This window comes from Cupriavidus sp. JZ107 (assembly GCF_053903255.1).
The window spans coordinates 590,735-602,963 of record NZ_CP096481.1 but is presented as its reverse complement, the minus strand read 5'-3'; the positions used below and the strand labels follow the sequence as shown (position 1 = coordinate 602,963).

The following is a 12,229-nucleotide window of genomic DNA, read 5'->3' as shown; positions in this document are numbered from 1 at the left end:
GGGCATGGCGGCGGGGGCGGGCCTAAGGGAGAGCCGACATTATCGCCCGCGGCCAGAGCTTCGCGCCAATTCCTTGCAAAAAGCACCGCGCGGCACCGCCGTCGGCTTGCCTTCCCACACGGCGGTTCCCTTCGTCGTTACCGGCAAAAACAAGTCTCCACCGTTTTTTATAGCGGCCTCCGTGCAATGCGCGGATCGTTGCCGCCATGCCATCCGCAGAGATGACGCAAAAAACGGGACCGCCACCCGTGCATGCCGCACGGGACTGAAACCGCTACGAGGGAGAAATGGGAGACAGCACCTCATTCATCCAGTGTGCGCGCCTCGAGGACTTGGCCACCATCCCAAGGTCGAAGAAGGAACGGATACTCCGGGTTCGCGAAGGCGATATCGGCTGCCTCAATGTACGGGTCGAGGGTCACGAATACCTGGTAATCAGGACACACCAGTTTGGCATTCAGGTCTGCCGTCTCGATATCGAAGACCTGACGCCCGCGGCGCGATTGATTCAGGCCATCAAGGAGTTTTTCACTCACCGCGTTGCGGATTTTTTTCAGCTCCGCGGCGTAGGGAGCCGGTCCTACCGGATCGGCAAGACGGTGGAAAGCTGGTTGCGGTTTCCGGATGGGCAGGAGAATGCGAAAGGACCGCCCTTGATGGCTACGCCGTCCATCACGATCGATGTCCCGGGCCACCGGACCACGGAAAGCGAATCTGACTATGTGCACGACCATCTCGCGAATCATTGCCCCCGGCGAGCACGTGAAATTGCAGTTCCCACAGCCTCCAGACCGCTGAGCGATCGTGATCGCGTGTTGCGCGACAACGCTGCTTGCCGACTCGTTCCCCAAGCAGCACAGGGCAGTCACGATGCCGCGCCGCCCCGGCCCCTTGATGATGCGGCATGCGAAGCGGAGTTGATGGCCGCATTCGACCACGCCGACGCAGACCCGACTGCCTTCGCCAGCCTGTTCGCCGCGTTGGAAGCAACCGCACGTCGATCTTCCAGCGCGTCAATCCCTGCCGATAGCTCGCCCCTGGTGCGCCGAGCAATACTACTGCTGCTCGGCAACGCCATTTCGACCGACATCTCCGACGACTTGCAGCCTCTGCGGCGTTCGCCCCAGCAAGCAATCGCCCTGCTCGACATGTTGCGCACACCGTGGCATCAGCTGAATAGTGGCGGAGAGCCGGTCGTCCAATGCTGGCAGGCAGCGCGCCGGCTGGCGAGATGCGAACTGGGCTTCCAGGTATTGTGCGGCCTCATCGGGTCGCCGCCTGACTTGCCAGCGGAAGCCGTGCACCAGTGGCATGCCGCGCTGAGAATCTATTTTCAATCGTGCGATCACCTGATTGCCGCCAGCGAGAACCAGCTCGAAGCAGCGGATTCGCCCAAAAGGGGCGCGATCATTGGAAGCGTGGTGGATGCGCGAAATGCACTGCGTGCCCTGACCGGCCATCCACTCAGGGCCGCCGAATATGCGGCCGCCATGCTTATGCAAGCCAATCACCCCCGCGCCAATCGGCTCGCCTATCGCGCGCTATTGGCGGCCGTCAAATTGTTGACGGTCCGCGAGCACGCGGATTCGGCCTGGCTGAAGGCGCAACGCCAGGCAGCAAGGCATCGGGTCGAGACCGGCTCGTTGCTGGCGCTACCGCTGGACAAGGACGAAGCGATGGCGCTGGCGTTATGGCGGAATGGCTTCCGTGATGATTTGGACGACGGCCTGCTCGCACAGTTTCAGCGGCTTCTCAACAAGTTGATCGTGGAGTGGCTTCCCCACGACGACGTGGCCCCTGATACCGGCTTGGTCGGTCGTCTCATACCCGACGAATCCCCGCTTGCGTTTGTCCTAGGCCACCCGTTGACACGAGGTGCAACGCGCAGGACCGTGACACAGCAAAGCGAGGATCATCAGGCGGCGTTCGGCCGCATGACTCGACTGTTAGTGCTGCACATGAAAATGGTTGCAGGCGTGCCATTGCGGAGACATGAGGGGCTATTGCGAGATGCCCTGCTCTTGCGAGATGAGATCAGGAGGCTTGGTCTGGCGCGAGAGTCTGAAGCGGCGGTGGACTCGAAGTTTGAAAGCGTCATAACTCGACTGGATGATGTCGCGCGCATAATCGATATCACTGAAGGCATTCAGCTTTACTCTGCTGCGGATCTGGCGCGACTTGCCCGCGAATTGGATGTGCCGAGCAAGAGAATGGCACTGCATCAAGTCGCGGCGCATGTTGAAGCATTCCAAGCCCAATTTCCCGAAATCCAACTCGATCGCCTTCGTCAAGCATGGCTCGGCGGCACGGACGAAGCCTTCGGACAGACCAAGCAAGGATTACTCAACCTCGTGCGGTCCAGCCTGCTGACGCATTGGGCGTCCTGTACTGAGCTTGGCATACGCATGCATGCCTATACGGTCACCAATACACTCAGAAGCGCGGTAATCAGTGATCTAGTCGAGCTTCCCGGGCTGCACTCGCATCGCCAAACACTTGAAAAGGAACTTGCCGAGATTACGCATATCGATCTCGACTTGATCCAAGCGTGGGCGGTTGAAACGGGTATCGTGCCCGCGGAATCGACAGCCGCATCAGAGCCGGCGGGATTACCGGAAAAGGCACAGCCTGCTGAACCATGGGAGATCAGCCGTCGCTTTCAACAATATCGCAACGTTGTGGCGATGATCAGGGCGGGCCGGGACAAAATTGATGCCGATGTCTCATTGCCGGAATCGCCGCGAAGCCGTGAGGACTTCCGGCGGATTGCTAGGCATCTCTTCGATGCCAATCTTGGCGCCGGTGCGTCGGGCAGCGTAACGCGAACCGCAGGTATAAGCGTCTCCGTCGGGGTCGAAATGGGCCCGGCGATCGTGCTGGCCGGGGCCGCGCCTTCGATCGGTTTCTCGTTCTCGCACGAACAAAACGCGGCGCACACGCAGACCTTCGGAATCATCGGCAGTTCGGTTGGCGGAGAGACCATGATGGTGAGCGAAGCTCGGAGCGAAATTGGCCAGGCGGGTGCGGGTATTACCGTCAACACGCCCGTGGCACTGCGGATCGGCCTCGACGCGCACCACGCCAATGGCTACGCCTTCGAGTTCGGCATCGCCATTCGCACGCCGCCCACACCGGGTTCGCGCGATTGGGTGCAGGCAGGCCAGCAAGCCATCGACGTCCTCTTCGGCCAACGCTTGGCTCAGAAGCTGGCCAAGGATCGGGCCGTTAAATCGGCCACACCAGATCCGCAGCGTGCGCTACGAGAGTTGTGCTTGCAGTGCTTTGAGCTGCTGCTGCGCGGCGCACTGGCATTGAACGTATTCGAGAATCGAACTGCAAATACCAGCGTGGCCGCCGGAATCTCGGCCGGGGTCGGCGCCAACGCGATCGGCGGCGTTGTCGAGATCGCTGTCAATGCGCGCCTGGCCAAGGAAACGGATCGGCTGCATCAGCAGAGCCGCGTCGACCTGACCGGGTCCGCACGACTGGACGTTCACGGTATGGGCACCGGCTCTCGGTATAGCGCGGCGCTGCGCCTTCTCGCGACGGTGCTGCCGGCACGTTTGACCCGCCACTTGACGAGCGGATTGGCCAGCGGGCCGATGGTGGGCGTGATCGCGACCTTTCGTGAATGCGGCGTTCATCATTTCATTCGGCGGGAAACGCGGGACGGCATCGCGCAGTCTTCGTTTGCCTGGGATATCGTCTTTCGCGATGTCGACGATCTGATCGCGCATCTGAATACACCCGAAGTACGGCGGCACTGGGATCGATACAACGCGCCGCTCCAGCGGCTCGAACGTTGGACACTCGACGAACGACTTCAATATTTACGGCTGCACGCGCGTCATTCGAATCAGAGCTATATGGTCCGTCGGCATTTAAAGGAAAGCAAGCTGGCGGAACTCAATGCACTCACAGCGCTATCGCAAGGGCTGGAGAGCATGAACGGCCCCTTTAGTCATTTGGCCACTCACTACGCGCTGGCGCGGCAGTGCTGGATCTTGCTCAACACGGATGATCATTACGAACTCGGTGGATTTGGCGTCTATGCCGCAAACCATCTCGATACGCAGATTGGCGTCCATGGCAGTGCATTGCTCACCACAGCACGATCGGTGTCGCTATCCTCAGAGCTCCTCTGGTTTAGCGCTCGCGTGGTTGCGCCCACTAAGAGGAATCCGGAGGAGACAGACACATCGGGCAAGGAGCAGACCGGCTCCAACTTTGTATATGGGCCCGCTCTATGACAAGCCCATGCGTTCGATCGGGTCGATGCGTGAGGCATCCATTGTTCGCTTACGCTGGATCCGCATCGGAACCCTAATCTCACCCAGGAACCTCACCATGACGAAGCTTAACCCCTCCAGTTCAGCCAATCGTTCAACACCCTTCACGGTCATTAATCCCGTGGAGCATGCACGCCGGGCATCGGCCTTCATTTCACGCGTCTGCACCGACACACCGTCTTCCGATACGCCGCTATTCGACAGGGCGCCATTGCAGCGATTCGCTATGTCCTTGCGCGGCCCTTCTATGGCATCCACTGGCAGCGCGGATGAAGCGCCTAGCGCTTCATCCATGAGCGCCGCGTCAATGGTGAAAGTACTGAAAGCACGAAAGCTGTCGCTACATGGTGCACACATTTACCACCTTGGCATGCCCGCCATCATGTTGCTTGCGTCGGCATATGCGGCGGACAGGATCTCCCGTAAAACATTCTTCAATACACTGGATCTGTTTTTACAACATACCAGTACAGATTCCGATCATCCCAAAGGGATAAAGCCCCACCACCTGGTAACGTTAGGCATTCCGGCAGCGGACGCTGGAAAGCTACCATTGATCGATTCAAAGCTGGACATCGTGCTCGTTGCAGGACTGTTCACTGGTGTCATCGACATGGAAGACTTCGATTTGCTATACGGCCCCGGACCCAAGGGGCGCTTTCTGCAACGTCACTTTCCAGGCCTCCCAGTCGTGCCATCCACCTCGCAACTCAAGCCTGGCTTCTACTGTGACGCCGAAGATCTATTGGCGAAGGACGGGTGGCAACTTAGCGAGCGCTACAGGGAAAACATCTCGCTGATGTGCGCGAACCTGGAGATGGGCCCTCCCTACTACCTATCGACAAATCACTACAAGCTGCGTCTCCTGGCGGCGGAAAGACGCGGGATATCGCTGGGCATCCCAGAGCAATTCGAAGACTATCGATTCGCGGAAGAGGCATTCCATGACATCTTCTACGTCGTCGCACCTGGCTACGATCCCGGTACCACACGGCGGGAAGATCTTGAGCGCTTCCACTTCGTTGAGCCGAAGGAAATTGATCAGAAACCACCGAAGCAGAGTGACTACCAGGCCGGCACGGAGTGCGATCATCCCAACCGCAGCTGCTCCCTACTCGCGTGTAGCCTTGTCTGACTGAGGCATAAAGCCGGCCGAACCGGCTTCGCATACAAAAAAGCCGCGCCCCTGACGAGGGCGCGGCTTTCGTTTGCTACGATCAAACGCGGTTGGTTCCAAACGCGGCGGTTCCAGCTTCAACTAAAAAAACTCTTGACCTTATCCAACCAAGACTGCTCCTGCGGACTATGCCGCGAGCCGCCTTCGTGCACCGAGCGGTCGAACTGGCGCAGCAGCTCCTTCTGGGCTTCGGTCAGCTTGACCGGCGTCTCGACGTTGACGTGCACGTAGAGGTCGCCCGGCGTGCCGGAGCGGACGCCCTTGATGCCCTTGCCGCGCAGGCGGAAGGTGCGGCCGGTCTGGGTGCCTTCGGGGACCGGGAAGCTGGCCTTGCCGTTCAGCGTCGGCACTTCGAGGTCGCCGCCCAGCGCGGCGGTGGCGTACGAGATCGGCATCTGGCAATGCAGATCGTCACCGTCGCGTTCGAACACCGGGTGCGGCTTGATATGGACCTCGACATAGAGGTCGCCCGGAGGGCCGCCGTTGATGCCGGGTTCGCCGTTGCCGGTCGAGCGGATCCGCATGCCTTCGTCGATGCCGGCCGGGATCTTGACCTCGAGGGTCTTCTGCGTCTTGATCTTGCCCTGGCCGTGGCATTTGACGCACGGCTTGGGGATGTACTTGCCGGTGCCGTGGCACTTCGGGCAAGTCTGCTGCATCGTGAAGAAGCCCTGCGACACGCGGACCTGGCCGATGCCTTTACAAGTGGGGCAGGTCTCGACGTGCGAGCCCGGCTCGGCGCCGTTGCCGTGGCAGTGATCGCAGTCGTCCCAGTGCGGTACGCGGATCTGCGCCTCGTGGCCGTGCGCGGCCTGCTCGAGCGTGATCTCCATGCTGTAGCGCAGGTCGGCGCCGCGATAGACCTGCGGACCGCCGCGTTGCCGGCCCCCGGCTGCCTGGCCAAAGATGTCGCCGAAGATATCGCCGAAGGCCTCGGCGAAGCCGCCGTAGCCCTGGGCACCGCCGAAGCCGCCCGCCATGTTCGGGTCCACGCCCGCGTGGCCGTACTGGTCGTAGGCCGCCTTCTTTTCGGGGTCGGAGAGCATCTCGTAGGCCTCCTTGGCCTCCTTGAATTTCTCCTCCGCATCCTTGCTGTCCGGATTGCGGTCCGGGTGGTACTTCATCGCGAGCTTGCGATACGCCTTCTTGATGTCGTCGTCGCTCGCGTTCTTGCCCACCCCGAGCACTTCGTAGTAGTCACGTTTTGCCATGGTGGCTCAAACCCTGATTGGCCGACCCGCGCGCAATGCGCGCCGGTCGACGAATAGCAAAAAGCCGAGCGGGGAAATCCGACGGCGCCGGCCCGCAGGTCCGCGCTTGGTCCGATATCCGCCGCCCGGCGTCGGGACTGGCATGGCGCCGGCGCAAGGCCCGCGCCATCCCATGTCCGTCGCATTACTTCTTGTCGTTGACTTCCTTGAACTCGGCATCCACGACGTTGTCGTCCTGCGGCTGCGCGTCGTGCGCACCGCCGGCCGCGCCAGCGCCGGCACCAGCACCGGCGGCGCCGGTTTCACCCGCCTTGGCCTGCATGTCGGCGTAGACCTTCTCGCCCAGCTTCTGGCTGACTTCGGACAGCGCCGCGACCTTGGCGTCGATCTCGGTCTTGTCGCCGCCGCGTGCGGCGTCTTCCAGTTCCTTGATCGCAGCCTCGATCTTTTCCTTCTCGCCCGACTCCAGCTTGTCGCCGTACTCGGTCAGCGCCTTGCGGGTCGAGTGCACCAGCGCATCGGCCTGGTTGCGCGCATCGGCCAGTTCGCGGGCCTTGCGGTCTTCCTCGGCATTGGCCTCGGCGTCCTTGACCATGCGCTGGATCTCTTCTTCCGACAGACCCGAGTTGGCCTTGATGGTGATCCGGTTTTCCTTGCCGGTCGCCTTGTCCTTGGCGCCGACGTGCAGGATGCCGTTGGCGTCGATGTCGAACGACACCTCGATCTGCGGCATGCCGCGCGGCGCCGGAGCGATGCCTTCCAGGTTGAACTCGCCCAGCAGCTTGTTGCCGCTGGCCATCTCGCGCTCACCCTGGTAGACCTTGATCGTCACCGCCGGCTGGTTGTCGTCGGCCGTCGAGAACACCTGCGCATGCTTGGTCGGGATCGTGGTGTTCTTGCTGATCATCTTGGTCATCACGCCGCCCAGCGTCTCGATGCCCAGCGACAGCGGGGTCACGTCGAGCAGCAGCACGTCCTTGCGATCGCCGGACAGCACCGAGCCCTGGATCGCCGCGCCAACCGCCACGGCTTCATCCGGGTTCACGTCCTTGCGCGCGTCGCGGCCGAAGAATTCGCGCACCTGCTCCTGCACCTTCGGCATGCGGGTCATGCCGCCGACCAGGATCACGTCGTCGATGTCGCTGACCTTGACGCCCGCGTCCTTGATCGCGATGCGGCACGGTTCGATGGTGCGGGTGATCAGTTCCTCGACCAGCGCTTCGAACTTGGCGCGGGTGATCTTCAGGTTCAAGTGCTTCGGACCCGAGGCATCGGCCGTGATGTACGGCAGATTGATCTCGGTCTGCTGCGAGCTCGACAGTTCGATCTTGGCCTTTTCGGCGGCTTCCTTCAGGCGCTGCAGCGCGAGCACGTCCTTGGACAGGTCGACGCCCTGCTCCTTCTTGAACTCGCCGATGATGTAGTCGATCAGGCGCTGGTCGAAGTCCTCGCCACCGAGGAAGGTGTCGCCGTTGGTCGACAGCACTTCGAACTGCTTCTCGCCGTCGACGTCCGCGATCTCGATGATCGAGATGTCGAAGGTACCGCCGCCGAGGTCATACACCGCGATCTTGCGGTCGCCCTTCTCGTTCTTGTCCATGCCGAAGGCCAGCGCGGCCGCGGTCGGCTCGTTGATGATGCGCTTGACTTCCAGGCCGGCAATGCGGCCCGCGTCCTTGGTGGCCTGGCGCTGGGCGTCGTTGAAGTACGCCGGCACGGTGATGACCGCTTCGGTCACCGGCTCGCCGAGGTAGTCCTCGGCGGTCTTCTTCATCTTGCGCAGCACTTCGGCCGAGACTTGCGGCGGGGCCAGCTTCTGGTCGCGCACCGACACCCAGGCGTCGCCGTTGTCGGCCTTGACGATCGAGTACGGCATCAGCCCGATGTCCTTCTGGACTTCCTTCTCTTCGAACTTGCGGCCGATCAGCCGTTTGACGGCGTACAGGGTGTTGCGGGGATTGGTCACTGCCTGGCGCTTGGCGGGGGCGCCGACCAGGATCTCGCCGTCTTCCATGTAGGCGATGACCGAGGGGGTGGTACGCGCCCCTTCCGAGTTCTCGATCACCTTGGGGGTGTTGCCCTCCATGATCGAGACGCAGCTGTTGGTGGTACCGAGGTCGATACCGATGATCTTACCCATTTATTCTCTCCTCTTGAGCCATCGCTATCCGCGCGGCCTCAACTCAACCTGAGGCCGAAGTGTGGCCGGCCGGCACCTTTTCAAGGGCGGAGCCGGCAAATCCGAGTAATTTTGTTGGTTTTTAGGGCGCCCCGGCTCGGGCGCCGCCGGGGCGAGAATCCGCCCGAATCGTCACTTATGTCAAATCAATTCTTGCGGCCGCGTTGCCACTGCACGTCGGTCTGCCCGCCGGCCCGGTTGGCGACGCGCGCCAGCACGAACAGCAGGTCCGACAGCCGGTTCAGGTACTGGCGGGGCGCCTCGTTGACCGCTTCGACGGCGCCCAGCGCGACCAGCGCCCGTTCTGCGCGCCGGCAGACGGTGCGGCAGACATGGGCGAGCGCCGCGGCGCGGGTGCCGCCCGGCAGGATGAATTCGGCCAGCCGCGGCAGATCGGCGTTGTAGTGCGCGAGCCAGTCGTCGAGCTGGGCGACCTGCTCGGGCTTGACCAGCGTGTACCCGGGGATCGACAGCTCGCCGCCCAGATCGAACAGGTCGTGCTGGATATGCAGCAGCGCGGCGCGGATGTCGTCGGGCAGCGCCTCGGCCAGCAGCACCCCGAGCTGCGCGTTCAGTTCGTCCACCTCGCCGATCGCGGCGATACGCAGGCTGTCCTTGCCGGTGCGGCTGCCGTCGCCCAGCCCCGTGGTGCCCGCATCGCCCGTGCGGGTCGCGATCCGGCTCAATCGATTGCCCATGGAAGTTCTCCCTGTCGAAGCCGCATTATGGCGCGGCATGCACGCGGCGTAGAATAACGGGGTCCGCAACACCCGGCCGCCCGCGCGCGGCCGCATCCAGACAAAGGGCAGCGGCTCGACGGTCGCCCAGAATGACGACCATTCATGGCCACCGCGGCCAGCCAAGGCAAAGCCAGCCCGCCCAGCCTCGCCGGAGACCAGCATGAACCATCCCACGCCCCACACCGCCCTGACCCGCCGTCCGCTGCCGCCGGAAGTGGCCGACGCCCTGCAGGCGCGCTTCGGCGAGCGCTTCACCACGTCGGCCGGCGTGCGCGATCACCACGGGCGCGACGAATCGCCGTTTCCGCCGGCCCCGCCCGATGCCGTCGTGTTCGCCCACAGCACCGAGGAAGTCGCCGAGGTCGCCAGGCTGTGCAACGCCCATGGCGTGCCGCTGATTCCCTACGGCGCGGGCTCGTCGCTGGAGGGCCATTTGCTGGCCGTGGCCGGCGGCATCAGCCTGGACCTGTCGCAGATGAACCAGGTGCTGGCGGTGCAGCCGGAAGACCTGACCGTTACCGTTCAGCCGGGCGTCACCCGCAAGCAGCTGAACCAGGAGATCAAGGACACCGGCCTGTTCTTCCCGATCGACCCGGGCGCCGACGCTTCGCTTGGCGGCATGTGCGCGACGCGGGCGTCGGGCACCAACGCCGTGCGCTACGGCACGATGCGCGAGAACGTGCTGGCGCTGACCGTGGTCACCGCCGACGGCCGCGTGATCAAGACTGGCACCCATGCCCGCAAGTCCTCGGCCGGCTACGACCTGACCCGGCTGTTCGTCGGCAGCGAAGGCACGCTCGGCATCATCACCGAGATCACCGTGCGGCTGTATCCGCAGCCCGAGGCGATCTCGGCCGCGGTCTGCGCCTTCCCCGACATGGGCAGCGCGGTGCGGGCCGTGATCGACACGATCCAGCTCGGCGTGCCGGTGGCGCGGGTCGAGTTCGTCGACGCGCTGGCGATCCGCGCGATCAACCGCCACGATCGCCTGACGCTGCCGGAAAGCCCGCACCTGTTCTTCGAATTCCACGGTACCGAGGCCGGCGTGCGCGAGCAGGCCGAGACCGTGCAGCAGATCACCGCCGAGCATGGCGGCCAGGGTTTCGAATGGGCGACGCGGCCGGAAGACCGCAGCCGGCTGTGGAACGCCCGCCATACCGCCTACTTCGCGATGCTGCAGCTCAAGCCGGGCTGCCGCGCGGTGACCACCGACGTCTGCGTGCCGATCTCGCGGCTGGCCGACTGCGTGGTCGAGACCGAGCGCGACCTGATCGCGTCCGGCCTGCCCTGCCCGATCGTGGGCCACGTCGGCGACGGCAATTTCCACGTGGCGATCCTGACCGATCCCGACAAGCCCGAGGAGCTGGAACAGGCCGAGGCGCTGAACGCGGCGATCGTCTCGCGCGCGCTGGCGATGGGCGGTACCTGTACCGGCGAGCACGGTGTCGGCCTGCACAAGATGGACTTCCTGGTCAGCGAGCATGGGGAGGACGCGCTGGACCTGATGCGCGCGATCAAGCGGGCGCTGGACCCGAACGGCATCCTCAATCCGGGCAAGATCTTCCGCCCGAGCCGCTGAGTCCCGCGAGCAACACCCGACATAACCGATATCCCGCTCATGGCCGCGCTGTTCAACCGCATCCCGCCGCTCCATCTGCTGATCGCCTTCGAGGCGGCGTCGCGGCTGGGCAGCTTCGCCCGCGCGGCCGAGGAGCTGTCGGTGACGCCCAGCGCGGTGTCGCACCGGATCAAGAATCTCGAGGAGCTGTGGGGCGAGGACCTGTTCGTGCGCGCCAACACCGCGCTGCGGCTGACCGCGGCCGGCACCCGCTATCTGCGCAATGTGCAGGACGCGCTCAAGTCGCTGAACGAGCTGGCCCGGCCCGAGTACAACAAGATGCGCACGCGGCTGCGGGTCGCCACGCCGCCGACGTTCGGCCGCCAGCATCTGGTGCCCCGGCTGCCCGAGTTCGGCGCGCTCTATCCGCATATCGACCTGGAACTGCAGCTGGCCATCCCCTTCCTCGATGTGAAGGCCGAGGACACCGACGTCGAGATCCGCTATGGCACGGGACGCTATCCGGACCTGAAGACCACGCGGCTGCTGGTCGAGCCGGTGTTTCCGGCCTGCGGCCGCGAGTACTATGAACGGATCGACGGACGCTCGATCACGCGCCCCGAGCACCTGGCCAATCTGGTGCTGCTGCGCAGTCCGCTGGAGCCGTGGAAGCCCTGGTTCGAGACCGCCGGGCTCGACTGGCCCGAGCCGCAGAGCGGCCCCCAGTTCAACGACATCGGCTTCATGCTCGAGGCGGTCGCCTCGAACCAGGGCGTGGCCCTGGTGCGCCAGCGCATGGCGCGGCACTGGCTGTCGCTGGGCCAGATGGTGCGGCTGCTCGATATCGAATCGGAGTCGCCGCATGGCTACTACATCGTCGAGCGCGAACAGGCGCCGCTCAAGCCCGAGGCCCGCTACTTCGTCGACTGGCTGCTCAGCCTCGAGTGGTAAGACACGGCGCGATGCCGCCCCGGCATGAACGGATTTGATCGGCGCGGCGCGCCGAATTCACGTGTGGCGGCGGCTGCGCGGGCATGGCCTGCGCTATAGTCTGCCGTCCCCGCCTCGCCCGCGC

General features: G+C 63.7%; 8 protein-coding genes. 4 read left to right on the top strand and 4 right to left on the bottom strand.

The features are described 5' to 3' along the window. Positions 1 to 287: 287 nt before the first annotated feature. A complete protein-coding gene (locus M1D55_RS12330) occupies positions 288 to 4,250 on the top strand; it encodes a hypothetical protein (protein ID WP_456282282.1) in 3,963 nt (1,320 codons plus the stop codon). Here M1D55_RS12330 and M1D55_RS12325 read toward each other — a convergent pair. Then, the gene (locus M1D55_RS12325) at positions 4,245 to 4,583 is read right to left on the bottom strand and encodes a hypothetical protein (protein ID WP_456282281.1); all 339 of its coding nucleotides are present in this window, start codon (positions 4,581 to 4,583) and stop codon (positions 4,245 to 4,247) included. The genes M1D55_RS12330 and M1D55_RS12325 overlap by 6 nt on opposite strands. A 13-nt stretch (positions 4,584 to 4,596) precedes the next feature. Here M1D55_RS12325 and M1D55_RS12320 point away from each other — a divergent pair, with 13 nt between their 5' ends. Continuing rightward, positions 4,597 to 5,424: a hypothetical protein gene (locus M1D55_RS12320; RefSeq protein WP_456282280.1), complete on the top strand. Its 828-nt coding sequence runs from the start codon at positions 4,597 to 4,599 to the stop codon at positions 5,422 to 5,424. 119 nt (positions 5,425 to 5,543) lie between these two features. On the opposite strand, the gene dnaJ is transcribed toward M1D55_RS12320, so the two are convergent. The 3 genes from dnaJ to M1D55_RS12305 form a co-directional block, all read right to left on the bottom strand. Further along, complete coding sequence (gene dnaJ, locus M1D55_RS12315) at positions 5,544 to 6,677, bottom strand: molecular chaperone DnaJ (protein WP_006575623.1); 1,134 nt, start codon at positions 6,675 to 6,677, stop codon at positions 5,544 to 5,546. 184 nt (positions 6,678 to 6,861) lie between these two features. Beyond that, positions 6,862 to 8,817, bottom strand: coding sequence for a molecular chaperone DnaK (gene dnaK / locus M1D55_RS12310; RefSeq protein WP_456282279.1), 1,956 nt, complete (start codon positions 8,815 to 8,817; stop codon positions 6,862 to 6,864). A 185-nt stretch (positions 8,818 to 9,002) separates the two neighbouring features. Then, positions 9,003 to 9,554 carry a cob(I)yrinic acid a,c-diamide adenosyltransferase gene (locus M1D55_RS12305; protein ID WP_456282278.1) on the bottom strand — a complete coding sequence of 184 codons (552 nt, stop codon included), beginning with the start codon at positions 9,552 to 9,554 and terminating at the stop codon, positions 9,003 to 9,005. Between the two features lie 202 nt (positions 9,555 to 9,756). Between M1D55_RS12305 and M1D55_RS12300 the strand changes: the two genes are divergently transcribed. Together M1D55_RS12300 and M1D55_RS12295 are read left to right on the top strand one after the other, a co-directional pair. Further along, positions 9,757 to 11,175 carry an FAD-binding oxidoreductase gene (locus M1D55_RS12300; RefSeq protein ID WP_064576522.1) on the top strand — a complete coding sequence of 473 codons (1,419 nt, stop codon included), beginning with the start codon at positions 9,757 to 9,759 and terminating at the stop codon, positions 11,173 to 11,175. Positions 11,176 to 11,214: 39 nt separating this feature from the next. After that, positions 11,215 to 12,105, top strand: coding sequence for a LysR substrate-binding domain-containing protein (locus M1D55_RS12295; protein WP_006575626.1), 891 nt, complete (start codon positions 11,215 to 11,217; stop codon positions 12,103 to 12,105). Positions 12,106 to 12,229 lie beyond the last annotated feature (124 nt).

Coding starts and splice junctions, on each gene's coding strand:
- M1D55_RS12330 (WP_456282282.1), top strand. CDS start 288: ATGGGAGACAGCACCTCATTCATCCAGTGTGCGCGCCTCGAGGACTTG.
- M1D55_RS12325 (WP_456282281.1), bottom strand. CDS start 4,583: ATGGATGAAGCGCTAGGCGCTTCATCCGCGCTGCCAGTGGATGCCATA.
- M1D55_RS12320 (WP_456282280.1), top strand. CDS start 4,597: ATGGTGAAAGTACTGAAAGCACGAAAGCTGTCGCTACATGGTGCACAC.
- dnaJ (WP_006575623.1), bottom strand. CDS start 6,677: ATGGCAAAACGTGACTACTACGAAGTGCTCGGGGTGGGCAAGAACGCG.
- dnaK (WP_456282279.1), bottom strand. CDS start 8,817: ATGGGTAAGATCATCGGTATCGACCTCGGTACCACCAACAGCTGCGTC.
- M1D55_RS12305 (WP_456282278.1), bottom strand. CDS start 9,554: ATGGGCAATCGATTGAGCCGGATCGCGACCCGCACGGGCGATGCGGGC.
- M1D55_RS12300 (WP_064576522.1), top strand. CDS start 9,757: ATGAACCATCCCACGCCCCACACCGCCCTGACCCGCCGTCCGCTGCCG.
- M1D55_RS12295 (WP_006575626.1), top strand. CDS start 11,215: ATGGCCGCGCTGTTCAACCGCATCCCGCCGCTCCATCTGCTGATCGCC.